The sequence below is a fragment of the Pseudomonas sp. PDM18 genome, assembly GCF_014852585.1.
In the GTDB taxonomy this organism is placed as follows: Bacteria; Pseudomonadota; Gammaproteobacteria; order Pseudomonadales; family Pseudomonadaceae; genus Pseudomonas.
The window spans coordinates 1-26,318 of record NZ_JACVBX010000007.1; the positions used below are offsets into that span (position 1 = coordinate 1).

The window sequence follows — 26,318 nt, forward strand, 5'->3', positions numbered from 1 at the left end:
TGCTGATCGCCTTCTTGCTGCCGCTGTTCCTGGGGCTTGCTATAGCGCCTGATCCAGACATAGAGGCTATGCACCGACACACCCAAACGCTCCGCCACATCCGCTACACGCAGGCCGCGCTCGGTAATTTGTCTGACCGCTTCGATTTTGAATTCTTCGGGGTAACGCTGGTTGCTCATGGCACCTCCTGATGGGCCTCATTATGAGGCTTGGAGGTGTCTACGAAACTAGGGGCGATTCAGACATCACCATCGATATGCCGGCTGGGGCGACCCTCACTCGCTTCGAATTCGATGCCGGGACGGACTGGATTGTGATGGACAACCTGCGCCTGAAAATGACGACACTGGCTCCGCCCTCGCTGAATGTTGTGGCCGGTTCAAGCGCCTATTACGGCGATGCGTCGGACAATACCTTCACGCTGAAGGATGTCTCGGTGTTGAGTTCCGCCTCCATCGCCGTCCACGGCAATAGCGGCATCGACACCCTCAAACTGACGGGCGCCGGCCAGACCCTCGATGTCTCGACGTTGACCGCAGCGGGCAAGCTGAGTGGGGTAGAGGTGCTTGACATCACCGGCACCGGCAACAACACGCTCAAGCTGTCCCTGGGCGATGTGCTGGAGCTGGGCGGCAAGGATCTGTTCCGAACAAATAGCGATGTGCAGATGTAGGTGAAGGGCAATGCCGGCGATGTGGTCAAGCTGGACGACATTCTGCTCAACGGAATTGACCCGGGCAATTGGGCCAGTGCCGGCACTGTGAATATCAGTGGCGTAACGTACGTCAGCTATCAGTATTCGACGATGGACGCCGAGTTGCTGGTTCAGCAGGGCGTGACTGTCAACCTGGTCTGACGTTGACCGCTGCGATGGCCGGTGCGCCGGCCATCGCTGCGTTTCCCTTTCTCTTCTTTCTTAGCGCCCCTCTGTCGCCGAGGGGCCTGGCGATATCCCCCTCCATTCGGCGATCCGTAATACCCCCCGCATCCAGAGGTACCAGCTGTGCTTCTGGCCCTTTCAAACGGGCCGACGAAGGTGTTTCCCCTTTCCTCGGTGCCGGTCCCACTCTCTGTGTTCATGCGCCTGATGGCACTGCTAGGTTGTGGGCAGACGTCTGGCAGGTCGCATGTTGTTGTGCATAACGACGTGGAAGTTTTCTCTCCTTGCATGCACGCCCGGGCAACTTAGGCTAGAAGGAGATAAAAAGTCATGCCAAGAGAGAACCATGAGCAAGATTCTGATCGTCGATGAGCAACCCCTGACGCGGGAAGCGCTGCGCCTGTTATTGGAGAACGATCGACACGAGGTGGTGGGCGAGGCCGACAATGGTTTCGCGGCGCTCCAGCAAGTACGTCACTGCGAGCCAGACATCATGATCCTGGAGTTGTCCATCCCGCGCCTGGGTGGGCTGGAGGTTATCCAGCGCCTGGCCATACAGCGCTCCCCGGTCAAGACGCTGGTGCTCACCTCGCAGGATTCCGAATACTTTGCCAGCCGTTGCCTGGCCGCCGGGGCGACGGGCTTCGTCAGTAAGCAGGTCGATTCCGAGGAGGTGCTGCAGGCGGTGCGTGCCCTGGTCAAGGGCATGAGTTACTTCCCTTCTGGCCGGCTGGGGTCGGTCAATGCGGCGGAGCAGGTCCGGCTGGACAAGTTGTCGGTGCGCGAGCTCAGCGTGCTGCAATTGCTGGCCAAGGGAATGAGCAACATTGCCATCGCCGATCAGTTGGCGATCAGCGACAAGACCGTCAGTACCTACAAGACCCGCCTGATGGAGAAGATGCAGGCCAAGTCGTTGGTGGAACTGGTTGATATTGCGCGGCAGCATGGCTTGATCGAAGGAGAGAGCAGCAAGGCTGAAGCGGCACAGATCGAGTTCGACGAGGAGCAGCAGAAGGAGTTGGCGCAGCTCCGATCCATCATTGATGGCGTGCCTTATCCGATTCTCCTTCGTGCGCCCGATACTCGTATTCTCTTCTGTAATCAGGCCGCGCTGGATTTCGTAGCTTTGCCCATGGAGGAACTTGTCGGCAAGAAGATCGGGGAGTTGGGAGAGGTGCTGGACCCGCATGAGGCGGAGTTACTGAGGAATACTGTGATCGCAGCCATCCAGGGGGAGGAGCCGTACGAACTGGATTTGGAGGTGCGTTTGAAGCGTGGGCGGCGCGTGTTCCGCCACTGGGGCAAACCCTATCGGGACAAGAACGGTTTTTTGATTGGCGCGGTCTGCGGATCAATCGACATCACCGATCAAGATGACGCAGTGCGAAGTTTGCGCAGCACCAATGCGCGAATTGAAGTCATTAGCCGAGGCAAGACGGAATACCTGCGGGGCATCGCGGAGGAAATCCAGGGGCCGCTCCAGAGTATTCTTGCCATGATCAACTTGCAGGTGAGCCAGTCCGAGTCACCCACCAAGCCGTTGCTGGTGGCGCGCTCGGTAAGCGCGAACCTACTGCGCGTGCTGGAGGATGTGCAACTGCTGTGCCGCGTCAAGGAGGGCCGTGTTCAGCTCATCAAGCAGGAGGTGGATTTGCGGGAGTTGGTCGCCCAGCAATTGGAGGCCTTCGGCGAGCAGGCCCGATCGGAAGGGCTGGAGTTGAAATCCGACTTGAACCTGGCGCTCCAGCCGATAGTGTGGTGCGACCCGCTGCGTCTGCAGCAGGTACTGCAGATGCTGCTGGACAATGCGATCAAGTACACCGATGAAGGCTCGGTTCTGGTCCGGCTCAGTGCCATTGGGAAGGGCAAGGGGCTGGTGGGGGTGCAGTTCGAGGTGGCGGATACGGGCGTCGGCATAGCCGAGTCGGATCAACGCAATCTGTTCGAGCCCTTTGCCTATGACCTGGACGGCAGGCGCATCGGTGAAGGCAGGTCGAGTCTGGGGCTGGCCCTGTGTAAGAGCCTGGTGACGTTGATGGGGGGGACCGTCTCGGCAGACAGTGACTTGGGAGTTGGAACGGTCATTCGCGTGAACCTGGTCTTCCCGGATGCGGCATGCTGAGTCGGGGTCTTCTGCCTGCAGGGCATGGCCTGTGCGGTGTCACTCAAGACGGCTGGCGTCGGTGCCGCAGATCAATGGCGTGGTTTGTTGATAACAACAACGCCAACGCCCGATAGCGCAGGCGAAGCTGCATGGATTGCTGAGACGAAATGGCGTTCGGCAGGCACGGGGTTCATCGTTGGATCAGGATGGGTAAGGCGCCTTTTAATGGCATGGAAGCTGCTTTGCCAGTCCGAGTGCCGGTTTTTCGTCGCCGGCTCCGGAGACTTTGCATGCGCCAACTGATACTGATCCTTGCCTTCGCCGCCCTGGGCGGCTGCATGAGCCCCAACGACCTGGCCGACGGCACCGATTACTACCTGCGCGACGCGGGCTTCCTCGATCACAGCCAGACCCGCCGCACCTCGAACTGGCGCCTGCAGCAGGACTCCTTCATCTATATCGCCCAAGGGCCGTTCGTGCCGCCAGGCCATCCTTATGCACGGCCCAATGTGGTGGCGGAGGAAGCGTTCAAGGGCTTCGTCCAATACTTCCCGCTGGTGCGCCGAGCCAAGAGCCCGCTGGGACTTGAGGGCGCCATGCAGGAGGCGCGCGCGGCGGGCGCCAATTATCTGCTGTATACGCGCTTCGCCCGTGGGGAGGACAATACCGGGACCTACGAGCAGTACGAAGACACCGATAACGCTGTGGGCCGCGACCGCAGCGTGATCCAGGTGATGCTGATCGAGACCGACAACCGCTACCTGGTAGATAGCGCGACTATCCGCAGCCGCGGCGGTTTTCTGACATTCTATGACGCCAGCCCCGAGGACCTGATCGGGCGACCGCTGGAAGACTATGCCCGCAGCCTGCTGGGGGTGAAGACGCGAGAGGAGTACCAATGACAGATCCACAGACTCAATCGGACCGGGCCGGCAACCTGCTGGCGCAGATTCCCGCCAGCAAGGACAAGGGGCTGCCGCCGGTACATCTGTGGAACCCCGAATGCTGCGGCGATATCGACATGCGCATCGCCCGCGACGGCACCTGGTACTACCTGGGCACGCCGATCGGCCGCAAACCGATGGTGCGGCTGTTCTCCACCATCATCCGCCGCGATGGCGACGACTATTTCCTCGTCACTCCGGTGGAGAAGTGCGGGATCACCGTCGATGACGCGCCTTTCGTCGCGGTCACCCTGGCGGTTGAGGGGGAGGGCGAGCAGCAGGTGCTGCGCTTCACCACTAACGTCGAGGACGAAGTGGTAGCCGACGCGGCTCACCCGATCCGTGTCGAGCTGGATCCGCAGACTCAGGAGCCGTCGCCCTACGTGCTGGTGCGGGTGAACCTGGAAGCGCTGATCCACCGCAACGTGTTCTACCAGTTGGTGGAACTGGCTGTTCCCCGTGAGATCGACGGCGTTGATTGGCTGGGTGTCTGGAGTTGCGGGGAGTTCTTCCCCATTGCGCCGCAGCCGTGACCTGGTGGTCTGAACGCGGCCGGTAGTTAGATTCCAGCTTCGCTACAACTTTTTCGAACTTGCAAAAAAGGCTCCCGAGGGAGCCTTTTTCGTTACCGCCAACGCAATTACATGTTGGGGTAGTTCGGACCACCGGTGCCCTCGGGGGCAACCCAGGTGATGTTCTGGGCCGGGTCCTTGATATCGCAGGTCTTGCAGTGCACGCAGTTCTGGGCGTTGATCTGGAAGCGCTTGCTGCCGTCGTCGTTGCTCACCACTTCGTACACGCCGGCCGGGCAGTAACGCTGCGCAGGCTCGTCGTAGAGCGGCAGGTTCTTCGCGATCGGGGTGCTCGGGTCGGTCAGCTTCAGGTGGATCGGCTGGTCTTCCTCGTGGTTGGTGTTGGACAGGAACACCGAGGAGAGCTTGTCGAAGCTGAGTTTGCCGTCCGGCTTCGGATAGTCGATCTTCGGTGCTTCGCTGGCCTTCTTCAGGGTCGCGTAGTCCGGCGTCGTATCGTGCAGGGTGAACGGAAGCTTGCCGCCGAAGATGTTCTGGTCGATGAAGTTGAACGCACCGCCACCGATGGCGCCGAACTTGTGCATCGCCGCGCCGAAGTTACGGCTTCGGAACAGTTCGTCGTACAGCCAGCTGCCCTTGAAGGCATCGACGTAGTTGTTCAGCACGTCGCCGCCTTCGCGGCCGGCGAACAGGGCTTCGGCCACGGAGTCGGCGGCCAGCATGCCGGACTTCATGGCGGTGTGGCTGCCCTTGATCTTGGCGAAGTTCAGGGTGCCCAGGTCGCAACCGATCAGCGCGCCGCCCGGGAAGACCATCTTCGGCAGCGAGTTCAAGCCGCCCTTGCAGATGGCGCGAGCGCCGTAAGCCACGCGCTTGCCGCCTTCCAGGTACTGCTTGATCACCGGGTGGTGCTTGTAGCGCTGGAATTCGTCGAACGGCGACAGGTGCGGGTTGGTGTAGGACAGGTCGATGATCAGGCCGACTACCACCTGGTTGTTCTCCAGGTGATAAAGGAAGGAGCCGCCCGGGTTGTCGTCGTTCAGCGGCCAGCCGGCAGTGTGTACCACCAGGCCCTGCTCGTGCTTGGACGGGTCGATGTCCCAGATTTCCTTGATGCCGATGCCGTAGTGCTGGGCGTCGGCTTCGCTGTCGAGCTTGTACTTCTTGATCAGTTGTTTGCCGATGTGGCCACGGCAGCCTTCGGCGAACAGGGTGTATTTGGCGCGCAGTTCCATGCCCGGGGTGTAGTAACCCTCTTTCGGATTGCCTTCGCGGTCGACGCCCAGGTCACCGGTGACAATGCCGCGCACCACGCCATTTTCGTCGATCAGCGCTTCCTGGGCGGCGAAGCCCGGGTAGATCTCGACGCCCAGGCCTTCGGCCTGCTGGGCCAGCCAGCGGCACAGGTTGCCCAGGGAGATGATGTAGTTGCCTTCGTTGTGCATGGTCTTGGGCACGAAGAAGTTCGGCACCTTGGCCGCTGCTTCCGGGCTCTTCAGCACATAGATGTCGTCGCGCTTGACGGGGGTGTTGAGCGGCGCTTCGAGTTCTTTCCAGTTGGGGAACAGCTCGTTCAGCGCGCGGGGCTCGAACACGGCGCCCGAGAGGATGTGGGCGCCCACTTCGGAACCCTTCTCGACCACACAGACGCTGATTTCCTGACCGGCGTCGGCGGCCTTCTGTTTCAGTCGGCATGCGGCGGACAGACCGGCAGGGCCGGCGCCGACGATGACGACGTCGAATTCCATAAATTCGCGTTCCACTATCGATCTCTCCTGAATCAAGGCTCTGGGCATTTTGTAGGTATTGGGATGGGCGTGCCCCCACCCAGTAAGAGCGGGGCGCATTATAGCTAGACCTGTTGCTATATCTAAACCCTTTATCGAACGCAATACAAACGTTTGTTTGAATCGCGTGTAACCCTGGTAGAATCGGGGTCCGCGGCTTATGAAGGGGTATTTTCGTGTATTGACCCGCCCGGTCGATGCGGTCAAGATACCTGCGGTTTTGCGGTCGCGTTGCGCTGGATGTAGTCGCAGATGGCGTGCACTACCGGCCAGGCCTGTCTGGCGACATTCCTATTCACCGGAGAAAAACGAGGAATCCATGAAGGTTCTTGTAGCTGTCAAACGAGTGGTTGACTATAACGTCAAGGTCCGCGTCAAGGCGGACAACTCCGGCGTCGATCTCGCCAACGTCAAAATGTCCATGAACCCCTTCTGCGAAATCGCCGTGGAAGAGGCCGTTCGCCTGAAAGAGAAAGGCGTCGTCACCGAGATCGTTGCGGTCTCCGTCGGCCCGACCGCTGCCCAGGAGCAACTGCGTACCGCGCTGGCTCTGGGTGCTGATCGCGCCATCCTCGTTGAAACCAACGAAGAACTGAGCTCCCTGGCCATCGCCAAGTCGCTCAAAGCCCTCGTCGACAAAGAGCAGCCGCAGCTGGTCATCCTCGGCAAGCAGGCCATCGACAGCGACAACAACCAGACCGGCCAGATGCTGGCTGCGCTGACCGGCTACGCCCAGGGCACCTTCGCCTCCAAGGTCGAAGTCGCTGGCGACAAGGTCAACGTCACCCGTGAAATCGACGGCGGCCTGCAGACCGTTGCCCTGAACCTGCCGGCAATCGTCACCACCGACCTGCGCCTGAACGAGCCGCGCTATGCGTCGCTGCCGAACATCATGAAGGCGAAGAAGAAACCGCTGGACGTGGTGACCCCGGACGCCCTGGGCGTTTCCACCGCTTCCACCGTGAAGACCGTGAAAGTCGAAGCTCCGGCTGCCCGTAGCGCTGGCATCAAGGTCAAGTCCGTTGCCGAACTGGTCGAGAAACTGAAGAACGAGGCGAAAGTAATCTGATGGCTATCCTGGTAATCGCTGAGCACAACAACGGCGCACTGGGCGCTGCCACTCTGAACACTGTCGCTGCCGCGCAGAAGATCGGTGGTGACATCGCTGTCCTGGTCGCTGGCCAGAACGTCGGTGGCGTGGCCGAAGCCGCTGCCAAGATCGCCGGTGTTTCCAAGGTGCTGGTCGCCGACAACGCCGCCTACGCTCACCAGCTGCCGGAGAACGTCGCTCCGCTGATCGCTGAACTCGGCAAGGGTTACAGCCACGTGCTGGCCGCCGCCACCACCAACGGCAAGAACTTCTTGCCGCGCGTTGCCGCCCTGCTGGACGTCGACCAGATCTCCGAAATCATCGAAGTGGTCAGCGCCGATACCTTCAAGCGTCCGATCTATGCCGGTAACGCCATCGCTACCGTGCAGTCCTCGGCTGCCGTCAAGGTCATCACCGTGCGTGGCACCGGCTTCGATGCCGTCGCTGCCGAAGGTGGCTCCGCCGCTGTTGAAGCCGTTTCCGGCCCGGCCGATGCTGGCAAGTCCGCCTTCGTGGGCGAAGAACTGGCCAAGTCCGACCGTCCGGAACTGACCGCTGCCAAGATCGTCGTTTCCGGCGGCCGTGGCATGGGCAATGGCGACAACTTCAGCATCCTCTACTCCCTGGCCGACAAGCTGGGCGCTGCCGTCGGCGCTTCCCGCGCTGCCGTTGACGCCGGCTTCGTGCCGAACGACATGCAGGTCGGCCAGACCGGCAAGATCGTCGCTCCGCAGCTGTACGTGGCCGTCGGCATCTCCGGCGCCATCCAGCACCTGGCGGGCATGAAGGATTCGAAAGTGATCGTTGCGATCAACAAGGACGAAGAGGCGCCGATCTTCCAGGTTGCCGACTACGGCCTGGTCGCCGATCTGTTCGAAGCTGTACCGGAGCTGGAAAAGGCCGTCTGAGCCCGATCCGCTTGTTGAAGGAACCCGCCCTCGTGGCGGGTTCTTTCATTTCAGGTCCCTGAATTTCCTCGGGAAATGGCAACTTCTGTGCGCCCATGACCCATTGGTCACGAATCTTTGCCGAGAAGTCCACCGGCGAAGGTGTCTCATCTACAATGCGCGACGTCTCCAGTTCCTGAATGTGTTCAATCGACACCTGGCTACCGAGGTTTTCATGATCATCAAACCGCGCGTGCGTGGCTTCATCTGCGTCACTACCCACCCGACCGGCTGTGAAGCCAACGTCAAGGAACAGATCGAGTACGTCGAGGCGCACGGCCCCATCGCCAACGGTCCGAAGAAGGTCCTGGTCATCGGCTCCTCCACCGGCTACGGTCTGGCCGCGCGCATCAGTGCCGCCTTTGGCGCCGGCGCCGACACCCTGGGCGTGTTCTTCGAGCGCCCCGGCAGCGAGACCAAGGCGGGCACCGCCGGCTGGTACAACTCCGCTGCCTTCGAGAAGTTTGCCAAGGCCAAGGGCCTGTACGCGCGCAGCATCAACGGCGATGCCTTCTCCGATGAAGTGAAGAAAGTCACCATCGAAACCATCAAGCAGGACCTGGGCAAGGTCGACCTGGTGGTCTACAGCCTGGCCGCTCCGCGCCGTACCCACCCGAAGACCGGCGAGGTCTTCAACTCCGTGCTCAAGCCGGTCGGCAAGGCCGTCAACTTCCGTGGTCTGGACACCGACAAGGAAGTGATCAAGGAAAGCGTGATGGAGCCGGCGACGCCCGAGGAAATCGCCAACACCGTCGCGGTCATGGGCGGTGAAGACTGGCAGATGTGGATCGACGCCCTGCAGGACGCCGGTGTGCTGGCCGACGGCGCCAAGACCACCGCCTTCACCTACCTGGGCGAAGAGATCACCCACGACCTGTACTGGAACGGCTCCATCGGCGCCGCCAAGAAGGACCTGGACCAGAAGGTCCTGGGTATTCGCGAGAAGCTGGCTGCCACCGGTGGCGACGCTCGCGTTTCCGTGCTGAAGGCCGTGGTCACCCAGGCCAGCTCGGCCATCCCAATGATGCCGCTGTACCTGTCGCTGCTGTTCAAGGTGATGAAGGAGAAGGGCACCCACGAAGGTTGCATCGAGCAGGTCGACGGCCTGTTCCGTGAAAGCCTGTACGGCGCCGAGCCGCACCTGGACGCCGATGGTCGCTTGCGCGCCGACTACAAGGAACTGCAGCCGGATGTGCAGGACACCGTGAAGGATCTGTGGAACAAGGTGACTAACGAGAACCTGTACCAGTTGACCGACTTCACCGGCTACAAGTCCGAGTTCCTGCGACTCTTCGGCTTCGAGATCGCTGGCGTGGACTACGAGCAGGACGTCAATCCGGACGTGCAGATTCCGAATCTGATCCAGCTCTGAGTTTGCCCCAACAGAAACGGCGCCTTCGGGCGCCGTTTCTGTTTTCCGGGCAGGTTCAGTTCGACGCGGTTACGGGGGCGTGATTGCGCTGGAGGAAGTCCAGGTAGAGACGGGCACTTTCCTCCGGGCGCTCGATCATTGGTACGTGGCCGCAATCGCGCAGGATGGCCACACTGGGCTTTTTCAGCAGCGGCTTCATCACGTCGATGCTGGAAACGTCCAGCACGCGGTCGCGGTCGCCCCACAGCAGCAGGGTCGGTGCGGTGATCTTCGGCAGCTCGGGCTCCAGCGGGATGTAGCGTTCACGTAGCTGCTGGAAGACCATGGCGTTGAACGCGCTGCGCTCCAGCGAGCGTTCCGCCAGGTAATCCCGCAGCCGTGACGGCAGCGGCGGCTTCTGCACGAAGACGAAGTCGAGCAGGGCCGGGAAGTCGTCCACCGAGCGCAGCACCAGCGGATTTTCTCCGGCCTTGAGGCGCTCGAACAGCTCGCTCGGGTGCGGCGCCGTAACTCCGGCATTGTCGAATAGGCCGACCGACAGCACTTCCTGCGGATGCCGCGCGGCGAGCAATGCGGCGATGTGCCCGCCCATGGAATTGCCGACCACATGGAAGCGGCCGATGCCCTGTTCGTGCATGAAATCCGCCAGGCGCTCGGCCTGAGTGCCGACGTCGTAGCTGACATTCTGCGGTTTGCTGCTGTCGCCGAAGCCCGGCAGGTCTACGGCGATGACGTGGTAATCCTTGGTCAGGAAGCGGGCGAAGCGCGGCCAGTTGCTCTTGTCGGCGCCGAAGCCGTGGATCAGCAGGATGGTCTGGGCCTTTTCCGGGCCGCCCTCGTAGTAGGTGATGTCGAGGTTGTCGACCTGCAGGCTGTTGGTGGACAGCCGGGCGCGGGCGCTTTCGACGTACTGCGCGGTCGCCAGCAAGGTGGAGGGGAAGGCGTAGAGCACGCCGGCGGCGACGGCTATCGCCAGGAGAAGGGCCAGAAGGGCTTTCTTCATGAGAAGTCCTTATTACCAAATCGGGTCGGTGTGCTTTACGCTAGCATTTTGCGGCTCTAAGCATGGCCGTTCTTTCTTCTGGTGAGCGAGACTACCGATGCCTGATTGCTCCACGCTGATCCGTGCGGCGCTGTTGCTGGTGACTTTCTCCATTCCCCTGGCCGGTTCTGCTGCCGGCAAGTGCGAGCGCCTGGTGGCCACCGGCAACCCGGAGTACCCGCCTTACCTGTGGCGCGACCAGGCGCAGCCGGAACGCCTGATCGGCGCCAATGCCGACCTGCTGGAGCAGATCGGCAAGGCAGTCGGGGTGAATATCCGGGTCATCTACACCGGTTCCTGGGCGCGCGCGCAAGAAGAGGCGCGGTTGGGTCGGGTCGACCTGATCGCCGGCGCCTTCCTCACACCGCCGCGCCTGGAGACCATGGACTACATCCATCCGGCCTTCCTCACCACCGACAACGTGGTGTGGATGCGCAAGGACGCCACCACGCACTACACCGGGCGCGACGACCTGCGTGGCCTGAAGGGCGGCACTCTGGTGAACAACAGCTTCGGCCCGGACTTCGACACCTTCGCCAAGCAGGAGCTGACCCTGGAAGAGGTGCCCAGCCTGACCCAGGCCTTCCAGAAACTCCTGCTCAAGCGCTCGGATTATGTGATCTACGAGCACTACCCCGGCCTGGCGGTCGCCGATACCCTCGGCATGGCCGACGACCTGCAGCCACTGGAACCGCCGATCTCCAGCGAAGGTCTTTACCTGACCGTGGCGCACAACTCGGCCTGCAACGACCCGTGGCTGCGCGGACAACTGGCGAAAAAAATGACAGAATTGACGGCCGCCGGAGTCCCGCAGCGCCTGCTGCAGGACAACCTGGCCCGCTGGAAGGCCCAGCAGCTTCAGCCTGCCAGCACTCCCACCGAGTAGGACAATAGATTTCGTGATTAATCGACGGATGATGGTCGCCGGCCTGGCTTTGTTTGCGTTGGCCGGCTGTGCGACGAACGACCCGGCACCCAACGAACAGATGCGCCTCACCGAGCAGGCGCTGGAACAGGCCAAGGCCGTGGGTGCGACCGATGACGTGGCCGAACTCAAGCTCGCCGAGGACAAGTACCAGGCCGCCAAGGGCGCCCTGGCAGTCGGTTCGAACAAGAAGGCGCGGCAACTCGCCGAGCAGGCCGAGCTCGACGCCCGCCTGGCCGAGGCCAAGGAGCTCACTCGCAAGAGCGCCGAGCAACTGGCTGAGCAAAGCAAAAGCATCAATCGTCTGCGCAAACAGTTGGGAGAAGTGCAATGACTCCCTCGCAACTGTTGCGTCGTGGCGTCTCGTGGGTGAGCGCAATGGGCGCCATAGCGCTGCTGGCCGGCTGCGCCAACAGCCAGCTCAGCGAGAAATCCCTGGAGCAGGCCCGCCTGCAGTTCCAGGCCGTTAAGGAAGACTCCTCGGTGCTGCGCAGTGCGCCCAAGGACGTGATCCGCGCCGGCGAGTCGCTGGCCCGTGCCGAGCGCCTGTCCAACTACTGGGGCAGCAATGACGACGTACTGCAGTACTCCTACCTCAGTCAGCGCTACAGCGAGATTGCTCGCGAGCACAGCAACCTGGCGCTGAATCAGGAGCGCCTGGCCAAGCAGCAGATGGAGCGTGAACGTCTGCAACTGGCTATGCGCGAAGCGCGCCTGCTCAACGTGCAGGAGCAGAGCAAGTGGCTGGAGCAGCAGATGGTCAGCCTCGCCACCAACGAAACCGAACGCGGCCTGGTGCTGACACTCGGCGACGTGCTGTTCGACAGCGGCGAAGCGGACCTCAAGCCCGCCGCCAATCGCACCGTGCTCAAGCTGGTGCAGTTCCTCCAGCTCAATCCGCGTCGGGTGGTCCGCATCGAGGGCTACACCGACGGTGAAGGCGACCGCGAGCAGAATCTGCAGTTGTCCAAGGACCGTGCGCAGGCCGTAGCTGACGCGCTGACCGACCTGGGTGTGGACGAGAAGCGCGTGCAGGTGCAGGGCTATGGCGAGGCCTATCCGATCTCGGACAACGCCTCGTCACTGGGGCGTGCGCAGAACCGTCGGGTGGAGATCGTCTTCTCCGATGAGAAGGGCCAACTCGGCGCCGAGCGCTGATCCCTTCGCAATATCCCGTCACAGGAAAACCCCGGAAGCCTCGGCTCCGGGGTTTTTTGTCAGGGGGATCTCGAAATCTTTCGAGTGGCAGCTTGGCGAAAATAGCCGAGTGCGACTAATCCCCTCAGGGGAGCTTTAGACGAGAGAACGAGATGTCATCGGAAAAGAAGCTTTTCAACGTAATCGTGGCGGACCCGCAACCGATGATCGGTTGGGGCCTGGAGCGCTATCTGCTGGAGCGCGAACTGGCGCAGGTGAAAGCCTTCGTCAGCGATACCGACAGCTTGCTAGATGTGCTCAATGCCCATCCCGAGGTCGACCTGGCCATCGTCGAGTTGGCGCTGCCCGGCGCCCGTGGGCGTGACGGCGTGCACCTGATCGAGTGGCTGCAGCGCCACCATCCGGAAGTGCCTGTATTGGTCTACTCGGTCATGGGCGCGCCGCTGTTGGCGACCGCGGCGGTCAAGTGCGGCGCCGTAGGCTATGTCTGCAAGCGCAACCCGTTGAGCCTGCTGGACGACGCCATCACCCGCATCCGCAAGGGCGAAACCTACATCGACCCGATGCTGCGGCCGCCGCGCCACACCGGCAAGCCGCTGAGCCCGACCGAGATCGATATCATCCGTCGCCTGGCCCATGGCGCCACGGTGGGTGAGATCGCCGAGCGGACCAACCGCAGCGTCTCCACTATCAGCACCCACAAGCGAAACGCCATGCAGAAGCTCGGCCTGACCACCGACGCGCAACTGGTGGTGGCGGGCCTGCTGGACTGGCTCGGGGAGATCTGAGCGGGCAGGGCGGTGCAACTGTATCGGACGGAATGCTTTCGACTGTTCTGGAACAGTTTGCACTTTTTGGCTACTGTTTCGGTTCAATGACCGAGGGATGGCCGTCATGTCCAATCTGCTGCTGTACCAGCGCATCGCCCAGCAACTGGCGGAAGACATCCGTCGTGGTGTCTACCAGCCGGGTGAGCGCGTTCCGTCCGTGCGCAAGTTGAGTACCCAGCTCAATGTCAGCCACGCCACGGTGCTCCAGGCCTATGCCACCCTCGAAGACCAGGGGCTGATCCGCGCGCGCCCGCAGTCCGGCTTCTACGTGCACCGCACGCCGGCGCTGACCGCATCCACACCGGATATCGCCCGAGTCGAGCGGCCCGGCCTGGTCACCCGCAGCAGCATCATCAACCAGGTGCTCGCCGAGGCGCGCCGCGAAGGCGTGTTCCCGCTGGGCGCTGCCGTGCCGCACGTGGATTACCTCCCGGTTCGCGCGCTGCACCAGCAATTGGCCAAGGTCACGCGCTTTTCCAGCCCGCGCGCCTTCAGCTACATGTTCAGCCCCGGCTACGAGCCGCTGCGCCGCCAGGTGGCGATCCGCATGCGCGATGCTGGCGTGGTGGTCGACCCGACCCAGGTGACCATCACCCATGGCTGCGTGGACGCCATCCATATGGCCTTGCGCGTGATGACCCGTCCGGGCGATCTGATCGCCACCGAGTCGCCTAGCTACTACGGGCTGCTGCAGTTGGCCGACATCCTCGGCCTCAAGGTCATCGAGATCCCCAGCGACCCGCTCACCGGCATCAGCCTGGAGGCCCTGCAACTGGCGGCCAACCAATGGCCGATCAAGGCGCTGGTGCTGACCGCGCGTCTGAGCAACCCGTTGGGCGGCACTATTCCGGAAGACCGCCAGAAGGCGCTGCTCAAGCTCACCGCCGAACACAACATCGGCGTGATCGAGGACGACATCTATGGCGAGCTGATGTTCGACCAGGGCCAGACCAAGGCGCTCAAGGCACACGATCGTGATGGTCGGGTGGTGTACTGCTCGAGCTTTTCCAAGACCATTTCTCCGGGCGTGCGCATCGGCTGGATCATCACCGAGCGCTATCAGGAGGAAATCCGCCGTCTGCAAACCTTCACCACGCACTCGGCGTGCACCGTCACCCAGATGGGCGTGGCGGCGTACCTGGAGAACGGTGGCTACGACCGGCACCTGCGCTACATCCGCCAGGAGTACCGCAAGAACATGACCGCGTACCAACTCGCGGTGCAGCAGTACTTCCCCGAAGGTACGCAGATGACCCGGCCCAAGGGTGGCTTCATCCTCTGGGTCAGTCTGCCGGCCAAGGTGAACACCAAGGAGCTGCACGTGCGAGCGCTGGAGCAGGGCATCAGCATCGCGCCGGGACTGATCTTCAGTAATACCGAGCAATTCAACAACTGCCTGCGCCTGACCTGCGGCATCCCGTGGGACCGCGAGGCGGAGCGGGCGATCATGACCCTCGGCATGCTGGCCTGCCAGCTCTGCCAGGAAGAGCTGATCGCCGCGTAATTGCCTGGATTGCGTAGGTGCGGAGTCCGTCCGCGATAGGTCCGCAGCGCGCCGTATCCCATCGGGGCGGAGTCCACTCCTACCGGAATGCTTATCGACGGTTAACCCGTTTATCTGCGCCGTCCCGTCCAAGGAAGATGATCCTTCGACGGGGCCGCCACCGTGCCGCTTGCCACGCCAAACCTTCTGCCCGATAGCCTCGGCGCTACACCGGGTACCGCGCCATCGGCGCTACTCGGCCGTTGGCGAGACGCCAGCCAAAACCTGCCCTGTTACGGATCGAGAGAGTTGAAGATATCCCCCAAGGACGAAAGTGACGCGGCACTGCTGCGACGCTACCGACAAGGCGACGCCGAGGCCTTCGCCGAGCTCTACGCTCGCCATCGCCTCGGCCTGTTCCGCTTCCTCTGCGGCCTTTGTGGCGATCACGGCCAGGCTGAGGAAGTGTTCCAGGAAACCTGGATGAGCCTGATCCGTAGCGACAGCCAGCCGCTGGGCGCGGCCAGCTTCAAGACCTGGCTGTACCAGATCGGTCGCAACCGCCTGATCGACCATTGGCGCAAGCTGGGCCGTCACCAAGGCCGCCAGGAAAGCTTCGACGAGCAACTGCACGGCGACGCACTGGCCGGCGAAAGCATCGATCCCGAGCGCGAGCTAAGCCTGAGCCGCGACCAACGGCGCCTGCAGGGAGCGCTGGAGTCGCTGCCGGAGGAACAGCGCGAAGTATTCCTGCTGCGCACCCATGGCGACCTTGAGCTGAACGAAATTGCCGAACTGACGAAAACTCCGGCCGAAACGGTGAAGAGCCGGCTTCGCTATGCCATGCAGAAATTGCGTCGGTTGCTGTCCGACCCGTCGGTGACCGAGGAGGTGAACCCATGAACCGCGATCCGCACGAGCAGGACATGCTCGAGCACTACCGCCGGCACAGCGATGAACAGCCGTCGGCACAGCTGGACGCGCGCATTCTGGCCGCCGCTCGAGCTGCCGTTCAGGAGAAAAAGCCGAGTCTCGGCCAGCGCCTGCACCACTGGCTGTTGGGCTCCGGCAGCCGGCAGCGCTGGAGCGTCGCCGTTGCGGGACTGGCGACGCTGGGCATCGGCCTGAGCCTGACCTTGCGCACCTATGAGGAGTCGCCGAACCGCTACGACGCGCCGGTCGCGCCGGCAATGATGCGCGCGCCGGCTCCTGCTCCGGCCATGGCGCCGCCAGCGGCTCCGGCCGCTGCGCCCTATATGGCGGAGCCGAGCATGGCTGCGCCGCAGAGGGATAGCGTGGCTGCCGGTGCTTCTATGGACGCGCTCGCCAAGCCTGCGCCAATGAGTAAGAAAATGGCTGTGGACAGCGCGAAAGCGAAAGCTCAGGCAGAAGCTCGCGAACTGTCTGATGCCCAGGCGCGCCCAAGCGTGCAAGTAGAGGGAGGGTTGCAGACGCTCGCGGAGGAGGCCGACGAGCCGCGCAGTAGTCTGCTGCATCTGCGCGACTTGCAGGGCAAGGGGCAGAAGGAGGAGGCTGGTCGTGTGCGCGAAAGCTTGCGACAACGCTTTCCGGGCCTCGATATCGATCGAGCCCTGAAGGATTTGCCTGACAACCCTTGATCAATGACAGGCAGGGTTCAGACCACGTCTGTCAGACTGATCCTAGTAACGCTTTGTCTTGGTAAGGTTCTTGCTCTGCCTCGCAACTCGCGCCAGCATTGCGCGGTTTTTCTGACGGTCCGCTCCATGAAGAAGTCCCGAATTCTTATTTTCGCCAGTTTGTCCCTGCTCCTCGCTGCCTGTGGCGATGAGCACAAGGACAAGGCTGTCGCTCCGGTCCCAGCGCCTGCACCGGCCACTGCCCCTGCGGCCAACGCGCCCGTGCCTGCCCCCGAACCGGCCGCCGAGCAACCGCGGGAATCGGAAGCCAAGCCCGCCGCGGCCAAGGCTGTGGCCTCGCCCAAGGCGCCGGCGGTCGAAGCGGCTATCAAGCCCGAGGCCAAGGCGCCGTCAAAAACTCCTGCACAGGTGAAGAAGCCGGTCGACCCTGTCGTCAAGCATCCGCTGCCGCCGGTGAAGCTCGACCTACGCCTGCCCAAGGACATGATCCACGAGCTCGACCCCGACAAGCCGGTGGTCGAGTTGGAGGACAAGCCGCTACTACCGCAGATGTTCGGCGAGAAAACCGGGCAAAGCCCGTTCCAGGTGGGGGGCCGGCTGATCTCGCGTGAGCCGAATGAGCGCGAAACCAACGATGACAGTTGGCACTCGGATATCCGCGGCGCCGAGTTGCAGTTCAAGTTCCGCAACTGATTTCCTGGTTTCCCTATAGGAGCGAGCTTGCTCGCGAACATCGCCGCGCCTGGAGCTCCGGGCAAAGCTTCGCGAGCAAGAACTGGGGGTTCCCTCGGTCCTACCAAGAACCGCTTAGAAGCGGTGCACGCCGCTGCGAATCGCTTCGAACATCGCCCCATCCAGCGCGCGGTAGGCCGCCTCGCCAGGTAGCCGCACGAACAGCGCCTCGGTCACGGCTGAAGGGTCGTAGGCGTTGCGCTTGAGGTCGGTCTTCTTGTACTTGAAGGTCCCGGTGGTCTCCACCTGGGCCAGCAGGCGCAAGAACAGCGGGACGGCATAGGCCGGCAGCTCACGGTCCAGGTGTGCCGCCAACTGAGCGGTGTCCAGGCTTGCGCCATCGGCCAGGCGCAGCGCGGCCATGCCGCAGCGGCCATTGGTACCGGGAATCTCCACGCCGTAGACCACCGCATCCTCCACGCCGGGGAAGGCGCCCAGGGCGTTTTCCACTTCGGTGGTGGAGACGTTCTCGCCCTTCCAGCGGAAGGTGTCGCCCAGGCGATCGACGAACTGCGTGTGCTTGAAACCGATGTCGCGCATCAGGTCGCCGGTATTGAACCAGGTATCGCCTTCCTTGAACACGTTGCGGTAGATCACTGCCTCGCTCTTGGCCGGGTCGGTGTAGCCGTCGAAGGGCCATTTGTCGCTGATCTCGCTGATCAGCAGGCCAGCTTCGCCCTTGTCGACCTTTTCCATGAACCCCTTGGCGCCGCGAACGGGCTGGTCGTTCTCCAGGTCATACCGCACGATCGCGTAGGTTGCCGGCGAGAAACCTACCGTATTGTCGAAGTTGAACACGTTGGTGAAGCCGATATTGCCCTCGCTGGAGGCATAGAACTCGGTGATCCGCTCAATGCCAAAGCGCTCCTTGAACTCGTTCCAGATCGACGGGCGCAGGCCGTTGCCGATCATGGAGGTCAGCGTGTTGCCGCGCTCTTCCGCGCACTGCGGCTGGTTGAGCAGGTAGCGGCAGAGTTCGCCGATGTAGCCGAAACAGGTTGCCTGGTAGGTCTGCACGTCCTTCCAGAAGGCGCTGGCGGAGAACTTGCGGCGCAGGGCGATGGCCGCGCCACCGGCGAGCACGGCGCTCCAGCACACGGTCACGGCGTTGTTGTGGTAGCAGGGCAGGGTCAGGTAGAGCACGTCGCTGTTAGTCAGCCCGAGCCCGGAGTGGCCGAAGCCGCCGTAGGCCTTGATCCACTTGCCGTGGCTCATGATCGAAGCCTTCGGTAGACCGGTGGTGCCGGAGGTGTAGATGTAGAAACAGGCGTCCTTCAGACGCACCCGCGCAGTCTCGGCAAGGTTGTTCGAATCCTGCTCCTGGGCCAGGCGCATCAGGCTCTGCCAGCCGGTCGGTGCCTGTGCCGCGTCTTCACCGTCGGCGATCCAGTAGCAGCGACCACCGCTGTTCTCCAGGGCCGGGCGGACGTCCTCGAAAGCCTCGCGCAGTTCTTCGCCGACCACGAAGTGGCTGGGCTTGACCAGGTTAAGGCTGTGGCTGAGCACCTGGCCGCGCTGGGTGGTATTCACCAGTGCGCCGATGGCGCCGAGCTTGGCCAGAGCGGCGAGCACCACCATGAGTTCGGCACGGTTCTCCAGCATCACCGCCACCACGCTGGCATGGCCCACACCCTCGGCCTGGAAGGCCCGCGCCAGGCGGTTGGCCCAGCCGTTGAAAAGGGCGTAGGACAGGCGCCGGCGTTCGTCGATCAGCGCCGGACTGTCCGGGTAGAGGCGCGCAGCGCGCTCCAACGCCCAGCCCAGGGAGAGGTTCTTCTCGCGGTTGCGGATGCCGGTGTAGTACAGCCCGCGCAGCATGCGTGGCACGCGGCCCAGGGTGGCCGGCAGATGGGCGAGGAAGCGAGTCGGGGTGATGATGTCGGCTTGGCTCATTGACGCGTGCCCTTATTGTCATTGTTGTCTGGCGTGCAGACGCTCCAGCGCGACTCTAGGTCGGCCCCTGGCGGGAGGCTATGGCCCAGGCGCGCGCGCGGCCGGGCAGATCGGCAAACCGGCCGGCAGAGCGTTCATCGCAGTCTAGGAGGGCATGGCTGGACGGCCAGGGCGGGTTTGTGTCGATTGGTAAACGCCACGGGGCGGACTGTTTGACGGCTATTGGGTGAAGAGGACGTATTGGGTTATCCACCGTTGGCCGCGGTGCGATGGACGGCGGATAACGCGTGCCGCGTTATGCGCCCTACGGGGGCAGTGCGTGGGGGGCGTAGGGCGAATAACCGCTTGCGGTTATCCGCCGTTGGCCGTGTTGCGACGGAAGGCAGATATGGCGCGGCGGTCAGTCGAGGAACAGGTCGGGTACCAGGCTGCCGCCGTTCGGGTCGAAGCGGTACTGCTCGAAGTCGCTCTGGCCCTGTTCGCGGAGGATGTCCTCGTCGATCAGCAGGCGTCCACTGATGGCGCGTTCGCTGCTGGAGAGGATGGCGTAGGCGGCGTCGGCCATGATCGCTGGGGTACGCGCGCGCTTGAAGGCGTCGCGACTGCCCAGTTCGAACTCGATGGCGGCGGTAGCGATCATGGTCTTCGGCCACAGGGCGTTGACGCTGATGCCGTACTTCTTGAACTCCTCGTGCATCCCCAGGGTGAGCATGCTCATGCCGTATTTGGTGACGGTGTAGGGACCGTGCTGGGCGAACCACTTGCCGGCCAGGTTGATCGGCGGCGACAGGCTGAGGATGTGGCCCTTGCTCTGCTTGAGGTAGGGCAGCGCGGCCTGGCTGCAAACCATCACGGCGCGGGTGTTGATCTGGTACATCAGGTCGAAGCGCTTAGGCTCCAGGCGCTCCACGCCGACCAGCTTGATGGCACCGGCGTTGTTCACCACCGCGTCGATCCCGCCGAAGTGTTCGGCGGCCTTGGCCATGGCGTCGCGCACGGCATTCTCGTCGCGCACGTCCAGTTGCAGGGCCAGCGCCTTGCCGCCGGCGGCCTCGACTTCCTCGGCGACGCTGAAGATGGTGCCTTCGAGTTTCGGGTGGGGCTCGGCGCTCTTGGCGGCGATGACGATGTTGGCGCCATCGCGGGCGGCGCGCAGGGCGATCTCGCGGCCGATGCCACGGCTGGCGCCGGTGATGAAGAGGGTTTTGCCGGAAAGGGACATTTGGGTGCTCCGTGTTCTTGTTGTCTTGTTCTGACGGAAAGGGTGATCGCTCCTACGAAAAGCGGTTCAGGCAGACTCCAGCGCCTCGACCTCCACCAGCAATTGCCGGGATTTCACCTGTTCGCCCTTGATCACCTGCACGCGGCGGATCACGCCGTCGACGCCGGCCTTGAGCGGGTGCTCCATCTTCATCGCTTCGAGCACCAGCAGCAGTTGGCCCTTGCTGACCCGCGTGCCCTCGGCCACCAGCACGTCGACGATGGCGCCATCCATCGGCGCCTTCACTGTGCCGGAGCCCGCGCCTGCGGAAGCGCCGGCTGGTTCATGGGTGACGTCCTGCAGTTCCAGGTTGCCGTCCGCGCCATACAGCCACAGGCGTGCCCCATCGCGGTGGAAAGGCAGGAGGCGGCGCACGCCGTCGGCTTCAAGTATGGCGTCGCCGTTCTCTTCGCCGAGCAGGCGCAGGTTGATCTCGCTGTCACCGATGCGCGCCAGCAGCGTCGGCTGGGGACCGTGCTCGCGCACCTCCAGCTCGACGACGAATTTTTCCTCGCCATGCTTGAGCGCAAAGCGCCACGGCGCGCTGCCCGCACTGCGCCAGCCGGAAAGGCCGGGCTGGTGCGCGCGATCGCTGGCCGAGGCCTGGTAGAGCAGGGCGGCGGCGCAGGCCAGTTCCAGTACCTGCGGCTGGCGCGGGGCCAGGCTCGGATCGCCGGCAAACTGCTCGCCGATGAACGCGGTGGTGGCCTTGCCGGCGGCGAACTCCGGGTGCTTGAGCAGGTTGGCGAGGAAGCGCTGGTTGCCGGTCACGCCCAGCAGCACGCAATCCTCGACGGCGCGCACCAACTTGCGCCGGGCCTCGTCTCGGGTGGCGCCGTGGGCGATGACCTTGGCCAGCATCGGGTCATAGAACGGCGTCACTGGCTGGCCTTCGCGCAGGCCGTGGTCGATGCGGATGCCGCCCAGCTGCGGCGGCGTCCAGCGCAGTATCTGGCCGGTCTGCGGGAGGAAACCGTGGCCAGCGTCTTCGGCATACAGACGCACTTCGATGGCGTGGCCCTTGAGCTGGATCTGCTCCTGCGTCAGCGGCAGCGGATGGCCTTCGGCGACGCGGATCTGCCAGGCCACCAGGTCCTGGCCGGTGACCAACTCGGTGACCGGGTGCTCCACCTGCAGGCGGGTGTTCATTTCCAGGAAGTAGAAGGCGCCGCTGGGGTCCAGCAGGAACTCCACGGTGCCGGCGCCCAGATAGTTGACCGACGCGGCGGCCTTTACCGCGGCCTCGCCCATGGCCGCGCGCAGTTCCTCGCTGAGTACGGGGCAGGGCGCTTCCTCGATGACTTTCTGGTGGCGGCGCTGCACCGAGCAGTCGCGCTCGCCCAGATAAACGATGTGGCCGTGGCTGTCGCCGAATACCTGGATTTCCACGTGGCGCGGCTGCACCACAGCCTTTTCCAGGATCAGCTCGCCGCTACCGAAGGCGTTCTGCGCTTCCGAGCGCGCGGTGCGCAGCTGTTCGGCGAGGTCTTCGCTGCGGGTCACCAGACGCATGCCGCGTCCGCCACCGCCGGCGCTGGCCTTGATCATCAGCGGGTAACCGATGCGCTGCGCTTCGCGGGTGAGGGTGGCGTCGTCCTGTTCCGCGCCTTCGTAGCCGGGGATGCAGGGCACGCCGGCTTCGAGCATGGCGATCTTCGACAGGCGCTTGCTGCCCATCAGGTGGATGGCTTCCACGCCAGGGCCGATGAAGACGATGCCAGCGGCCTCGCAGGCGCGGGCGAAGTCGGCGTTCTCCGAGAGGAAGCCGTAGCCGGGGTGGACGGCGCCGGCGCCGGTGCGCTGCGCCGCGTCGAGAATCGCTTCCGGCTTCAGGTAGGACTGGCCCACGGGCGCCGGGCCGATGCACACGGCTTCGTCGGCCAGTTGCACATGGCGGGCGTTGGCGTCGGCCTCGCTGTACACGGCCACGGTGCGGTAGCCCAGGTCGTGGGCGGTGCGGATCACCCGGCAGGCGATCTCGCCACGGTTGGCGATGAGGATCTTGTCGAAGCTGGGCATGACGGTTTCCTCGGGGCTACTGCGCCCAGTTCGGTTTGCGTTTCTGCACGAAGGCCAGGGTGCCTTCGGCGCCTTCCGCACCGGTCACCGCAGCGGCGAACTGGCGGGCGGCATCGTCCAGCAGCGGGCCGAGGGCCTGGGTCTCGGTGGCCAGCAGCAGCGCCTTGGTGGCGGCGTTGGCACCGGGGGCACAGCGGCGGATCTGGTCGAGCGTCTGGGCAAGCTGTTCGCCGAGGCTTTCGGCGCTGTCCGCGCAGGCATGCACCAGGCCCAGGCGCAGCGCCTCGCGGCCGTCGAAGCGGGCGGCGGTGAGCGCCAGGCGGCGCGCCTGGGTCAAGCCGATGCGCTTCACCACGAAGGGCGCGATCTGCGCCGGCAGGATGCCGAGGCTGGTTTCCGGCAGGCCGAACTGCGCGTCCGCCGCCGCCAGGGCGATGTCCGAGACGCAGGCGAGGCCGAAGCCGCCGCCGAGCACCGCGCCTTCCAGCACCGCGACCAGCACCTGGGGTTGCGCCTGGGCTTCCTCCAGCAGGCCGCCGAAGGCACGGTTCAGTGCTGCATAGGCGTCTGGCCCGGCAGCGCGGGCGCCAGCCATGTCCTTGATGTCGCCACCGGCGCAGAAGTGCCCGCCAGCGCCGCGCAGGACGATGGCGCGCATCGCGCGGTCGTCGCGCACGGCGGCGAGCACCGCGCGCAGTTCGCTGACCATCGCCAGGCTCATGGCGTTGCGGCTGTCCGGGCGATTCAGGGTGACGTGCAGCACGCCGCCGTCACGTTCCAGCAGCAGGGTTTCGCAGTTCGGCAGGGTCATGGCGTCAGCCCTTCTTCTTGCCCGGAAGGGTGCCCATCATCTTGCAGATGATGCCCAGCATGATTTCGTCCGCGCCGCCGCCAATGGATACCAGGCGGGTGTCGCGGTAGGCGCGGGAGACGGGGTTTTCCCACATGAAGCCCTGGCCGCCCCAGTACTGCAGGCAGGCGTCGGTGACTTCGCGGGCCAGGCGGCCGACCTTGAGCTTGGCCATGGAGGCCAGGCGGGTCACATCCTTGCCGCGGATGTACTGTTCGGTGGCCTGGTAGGTGAGGGCGCGCAGGCACTCGATCTCGGTCATCAGCTCGGCCATGCGGAAGTGGATGACCTGGTTGTCGATCAGCGCCTGGCCGAAGGTCTTGCGCTCCTTGCAGTAGTCGATGGTTGCGTTGACGCAGTACTCCAGTCCCTTGATCCCGCTGGCGGCGCCGAACAGGCGTTCCTCCTGGAACTGCAGCATCTGCATCATGAAGCCCGCGCCCTCGGCGCCGATGCGGTTGCGCTGCGGCACGCGCACGTCGTCGAAGAACACCTGGGCGGTCTCCGAGCTGCGCATGCCGAGTTTGTCCAGGTGCGGGCTGACGCTGATGCCCTTGGACTTCATCGGCACCATGATCAGCGACTTGTTGACGTGGGGCTTGTCGTCGGAGGTGTTGGCCAGCAGGCAGATGAAGTCGGCCGATGGCGAGTTGGTGATCCACATTTTGCTGCCGTTGATGACATAGTCGTCGCCATCCTTGCGCGCGGTGGTCTTCAGGCCTGCCACGTCGGAGCCGGCGCCGACTTCCGAGACGCCGATGCAGCCGACCATCTCGCCGGCGATTGCCGGGCGCAGGAATTCCTCGCGCAGCTCGTCCGAGCCGAAGCGCGCCAACGCCGGTGTGCACATGTCAGTCTGCACGCCCAGGGCCATCGGCACGCCGCCGCAATGGATGGTGCCGAACTCTTCGGCGGCGACCACCGAGTAGCTGTAGTCCAGGCCCATGCCGCCGAATTTCTCCGGCTTGGAGATACCCAGCAGGCCCAGGTCGCCGGCCTTCTTGAAGACTTCATGGATCGGGAAGCGTCCGGCCTTTTCCCACTCGTCGACGTAGGGGTTGATCTCGCGCTCGACGAAGTTGCGGACGGTGCGGCGGAGTTCTTCGTGTTCCTGGGTGAAGATCATTTCTTGTTCTCCGTGGGATCTTTCAAGTCAGGTAGGGCGAATAAAGCGGAACGCTTTATCCGCCGGCATGGCGGATGACGCCGGCGGCGTCATGCGCCCTACGGTCAAAATCGTGCGACGCCGAAACGGTTGTTCTTCAGCGGCCGTACTGCCGCCTCCGCGCAGATGTCCAGCAGGTAGCCGAGCAACGCGCGGGTGTCGCGCGGGTCGATCAGCCCGTCGTCCCACAGGCTCGCCGTGCCGTAGAGCGCGGTGGACTGGGCGTCGAGCTTTTGCGCGGTCATCTGTTCGAGCATGTCGAGCATCTTCGGGTCGGGCTCCTTGCCCTCCTTGGTGTGCTTTTCCTCGGTGACGATGCGCAGCACCTTGCCGGCCTGGGCGCCGCCCATCACGGCGGTGCGGCTGTTGGGCCAGGCGAAGATGAAGCGCGGGTCCAGCCCGCGGCCGCACATGGCGTAGTTGCCGGCGCCGTAGGAACCTCCGACGACCAGCGTGAGCTTGGGCACCGTGGCGTTGGCCACCGCCTGGATCATCTTCGAGCCGTGCTTGATCACGCCCAGGCGCTCGGACTCGGTGCCGACCATGAAGCCGGTGGTGTTGTGCAGGAACAGGATCGGCGTGTTGCTCTGCTCGCACAGCTGAATGAACTGCGCCGCCTTGGCCGCGCCCTGCGGGGTGATCGGGCCGTTGTTGCCGATCAGGCCGCAGGCGTGACCTTCGATGTGCAGGTGGCCGCAGACGGTCTGGCTGTCGAACTCGTTCTTGAAGTCGAGGAAGCGCGAGCCGTCGGCGATGCGCGCAATGATCTCGCGCACGTCATAGGGCTTCTTGGCGTCCGCCGGGACCACGCCGAGCAGTTCCTCGGCTGGATACAACGGCGCGTTCCACTCCTGTTTCGGGCGCGCCGGCAACTGCGCATTCCACGGCAATGCGGCGAGGATTTCGCGGGCCAGGCGCACGCCGTCGGCGTCGTTCTCCGCCAGGTATTCGGCGGTGCCGGCGACCTGGGCGTGCAGTTCCGCGCCCCCCAGTTCCTCATCAGTGGCGATCTCACCGGTGGCGGCCTTGAGCAGTGGCGGCCCGGCGAGGAACATCTTGGCCTTGCCGCGCACCACCACAACGTAGTCTGACAGTCCCGGCTGGTACGCGCCGCCGGCGGTGGACGAGCCGTGGACCACGGTGATTTGCGGAATGCCCATCGCCGACATGCGTGCCTGGTTGGCGAAACCGCGCGCACCCTCTACGAAGATGTCCGCCGCGTAGTTCAGGTTGGCGCCGCCGCTCTCGGTCAGCGCCACCACTGGCAGCTTGTTCTCGAAGGCGATCTGCTGCAGGCGCAGGGTCTTCTTCAGCCCGGTGGGGGAGATGGTGCCGCCCTTGATTGCGCTGTTGCTGGCGGTCACCAGGCAGCGCACCCCGGCGATGTAGCCGATGCCGGAGATGATGCCGCCGCCGGCCTGGGTGCCGTCCTTGTCGTCATGCAGCTTGTAGCCTGCCAGCGAGGAGATTTCGAGGAACGGCGCGCCAGGGTCCAGCAGCAGGTTCAGGCGTTCGCGGGGCAGCAATTGGCCGCGCTTGTCGAACTTGGGCTTGGCCTCGGCGGCCTTGTCCAGCACCTTCTGTTCGACCTCGCGGAAGCTCGCCACGGCGGCCAGCATGGCCTCGCGGTTGCGGGCGAATTCTTCGCCCTGAGGGTCGAGTTCGGATTGGATGACGGGCATCG

Annotated in this window: 24 protein-coding genes and 2 pseudogenes; 17 read left to right on the top strand and 9 right to left on the bottom strand. The window is 63.9% G+C overall.

The annotated features are described in order from the left end of the window. A partial coding sequence (locus tag IB274_RS15360) for a transposase (RefSeq protein WP_192432801.1) occupies positions 1-179 on the bottom strand: 179 nt, incomplete at its 3' end. A gap of 11 nt (positions 180-190) precedes the next feature. Between IB274_RS15360 and IB274_RS15365 the strand changes: the two genes are divergently transcribed. From IB274_RS15365 to IB274_RS15385, 6 genes and pseudogenes are all read left to right on the top strand, one after another. Continuing rightward, positions 191-673 carry a hypothetical protein gene (locus IB274_RS15365; protein ID WP_192432802.1) on the top strand — a complete coding sequence of 161 codons (483 nt, stop codon included), beginning with the start codon at positions 191-193 and terminating at the stop codon, positions 671-673. Next, on the top strand, positions 674-856 hold the full coding sequence (locus tag IB274_RS15370) for a hypothetical protein (RefSeq protein ID WP_192432803.1): 183 nt from the start codon (positions 674-676) through the stop codon (positions 854-856). A gap of 370 nt (positions 857-1,226) precedes the next feature. Next, positions 1,227-1,835: pseudogene (locus IB274_RS29970) on the top strand (response regulator); the annotation flags it as partial. A 69-nt stretch (positions 1,836-1,904) separates the two neighbouring features. Beyond that, positions 1,905-3,002 (top strand): annotated as a pseudogene (locus IB274_RS29975) (ATP-binding protein); the annotation flags it as partial. A gap of 272 nt (positions 3,003-3,274) precedes the next feature. Beyond that, positions 3,275-3,886 carry a DUF4823 domain-containing protein gene (locus tag IB274_RS15380; protein ID WP_192432805.1) on the top strand — a complete coding sequence of 204 codons (612 nt, stop codon included), beginning with the start codon at positions 3,275-3,277 and terminating at the stop codon, positions 3,884-3,886. Then, positions 3,883-4,461, top strand: coding sequence for a DUF1285 domain-containing protein (locus tag IB274_RS15385; protein WP_192432806.1), 579 nt, complete (start codon positions 3,883-3,885; stop codon positions 4,459-4,461). Before IB274_RS15380 ends, IB274_RS15385 begins: the two co-directional genes overlap by 4 nt. A 107-nt stretch (positions 4,462-4,568) precedes the next feature. Here the strand turns inward: IB274_RS15385 and IB274_RS15390 are convergent, their stop codons facing one another. Next, entirely contained in the window at positions 4,569-6,257 is a 1,689-nt protein-coding gene (locus IB274_RS15390; protein ID WP_192432807.1) for an electron transfer flavoprotein-ubiquinone oxidoreductase, read from the bottom strand. Positions 6,258-6,567: 310 nt separating this feature from the next. Between IB274_RS15390 and IB274_RS15395 the strand changes: the two genes are divergently transcribed. The 3 genes from IB274_RS15395 to fabV all read left to right on the top strand — a co-directional run bounded on the left by IB274_RS15395 (position 6,568) and on the right by fabV (position 9,657). Beyond that, a complete protein-coding gene (locus IB274_RS15395) occupies positions 6,568-7,317 on the top strand; it encodes an electron transfer flavoprotein subunit beta/FixA family protein (protein ID WP_026078867.1) in 750 nt (249 codons plus the stop codon). Further along, entirely contained in the window at positions 7,317-8,246 is a 930-nt protein-coding gene (locus IB274_RS15400) for an electron transfer flavoprotein subunit alpha/FixB family protein (RefSeq protein WP_192432808.1), read from the top strand. Before IB274_RS15395 ends, IB274_RS15400 begins: the two co-directional genes overlap by 1 nt. 214 nt (positions 8,247-8,460) lie before the next feature. After that, positions 8,461-9,657 carry an enoyl-ACP reductase FabV gene (gene fabV, locus IB274_RS15405; protein ID WP_192432809.1) on the top strand — a complete coding sequence of 399 codons (1,197 nt, stop codon included), beginning with the start codon at positions 8,461-8,463 and terminating at the stop codon, positions 9,655-9,657. Positions 9,658-9,712: 55 nt separating this feature from the next. On the opposite strand, the gene IB274_RS15410 is transcribed toward fabV, so the two are convergent. Further along, a complete protein-coding gene (locus IB274_RS15410) occupies positions 9,713-10,660 on the bottom strand; it encodes an alpha/beta fold hydrolase (RefSeq protein ID WP_192432810.1) in 948 nt (315 codons plus the stop codon). Between the two features lie 97 nt (positions 10,661-10,757). On the opposite strand from IB274_RS15410, the gene IB274_RS15415 reads away from it, so the two are divergent. The 8 genes from IB274_RS15415 (at position 10,758) to IB274_RS15450 (ending at position 17,407) form a co-directional block, all read left to right on the top strand. Beyond that, entirely contained in the window at positions 10,758-11,585 is an 828-nt protein-coding gene (locus IB274_RS15415; RefSeq protein WP_192432811.1) for a substrate-binding periplasmic protein, read from the top strand. Positions 11,586-11,613: 28 nt separating this feature from the next. Beyond that, positions 11,614-11,958 carry a DUF4398 domain-containing protein gene (locus IB274_RS15420; protein ID WP_138214905.1) on the top strand — a complete coding sequence of 115 codons (345 nt, stop codon included), beginning with the start codon at positions 11,614-11,616 and terminating at the stop codon, positions 11,956-11,958. A gap of 44 nt (positions 11,959-12,002) precedes the next feature. Next, positions 12,003-12,782, top strand: a complete 780-nt coding sequence (locus tag IB274_RS15425) for an OmpA family protein (protein WP_412548430.1) — start codon at positions 12,003-12,005, stop codon at positions 12,780-12,782. Positions 12,783-12,934: 152 nt separating this feature from the next. Next, on the top strand, positions 12,935-13,570 hold the full coding sequence (locus IB274_RS15430) for a response regulator transcription factor (RefSeq protein WP_192432813.1): 636 nt from the start codon (positions 12,935-12,937) through the stop codon (positions 13,568-13,570). 106 nt (positions 13,571-13,676) lie between these two features. Beyond that, positions 13,677-15,116, top strand: a complete 1,440-nt coding sequence (locus IB274_RS15435; RefSeq protein ID WP_045212506.1) for a PLP-dependent aminotransferase family protein — start codon at positions 13,677-13,679, stop codon at positions 15,114-15,116. A 288-nt stretch (positions 15,117-15,404) separates the two neighbouring features. After that, positions 15,405-15,998, top strand: coding sequence for an RNA polymerase sigma factor (locus IB274_RS15440; protein ID WP_192432814.1), 594 nt, complete (start codon positions 15,405-15,407; stop codon positions 15,996-15,998). Next, positions 15,995-16,714 carry a hypothetical protein gene (locus IB274_RS15445; RefSeq protein WP_192432815.1) on the top strand — a complete coding sequence of 240 codons (720 nt, stop codon included), beginning with the start codon at positions 15,995-15,997 and terminating at the stop codon, positions 16,712-16,714. Before IB274_RS15440 ends, IB274_RS15445 begins: the two co-directional genes overlap by 4 nt. Positions 16,715-16,840: 126 nt before the next feature. Next, entirely contained in the window at positions 16,841-17,407 is a 567-nt protein-coding gene (locus IB274_RS15450) for a translation initiation factor 2 (protein ID WP_192432816.1), read from the top strand. A 114-nt stretch (positions 17,408-17,521) separates the two neighbouring features. Here the strand turns inward: IB274_RS15450 and IB274_RS15455 are convergent, their stop codons facing one another. From IB274_RS15455 to atuC, 6 genes are all read right to left on the bottom strand, one after another. Continuing rightward, positions 17,522-19,339, bottom strand: coding sequence for a long-chain-acyl-CoA synthetase (locus IB274_RS15455; RefSeq protein WP_192432817.1), 1,818 nt, complete (start codon positions 19,337-19,339; stop codon positions 17,522-17,524). 400 nt (positions 19,340-19,739) lie between these two features. Further along, a complete protein-coding gene (locus IB274_RS15460) occupies positions 19,740-20,561 on the bottom strand; it encodes an SDR family oxidoreductase (RefSeq protein WP_192432818.1) in 822 nt (273 codons plus the stop codon). A 66-nt stretch (positions 20,562-20,627) separates the two neighbouring features. Then, complete coding sequence (atuF, locus tag IB274_RS15465) at positions 20,628-22,619, bottom strand: geranyl-CoA carboxylase subunit apha (RefSeq protein ID WP_192432819.1); 1,992 nt, start codon at positions 22,617-22,619, stop codon at positions 20,628-20,630. Positions 22,620-22,635: 16 nt separating this feature from the next. Beyond that, positions 22,636-23,430 carry an isohexenylglutaconyl-CoA hydratase gene (atuE, locus tag IB274_RS15470; protein ID WP_192432820.1) on the bottom strand — a complete coding sequence of 265 codons (795 nt, stop codon included), beginning with the start codon at positions 23,428-23,430 and terminating at the stop codon, positions 22,636-22,638. Between the two features lie 4 nt (positions 23,431-23,434). Then, entirely contained in the window at positions 23,435-24,595 is a 1,161-nt protein-coding gene (atuD, locus tag IB274_RS15475) for a citronellyl-CoA dehydrogenase (protein WP_192432821.1), read from the bottom strand. A 104-nt stretch (positions 24,596-24,699) separates the two neighbouring features. Then, positions 24,700-26,316 carry a geranyl-CoA carboxylase subunit beta gene (atuC, locus tag IB274_RS15480; protein ID WP_192432822.1) on the bottom strand — a complete coding sequence of 539 codons (1,617 nt, stop codon included), beginning with the start codon at positions 26,314-26,316 and terminating at the stop codon, positions 24,700-24,702. Positions 26,317-26,318: the final 2 nt, after the last annotated feature.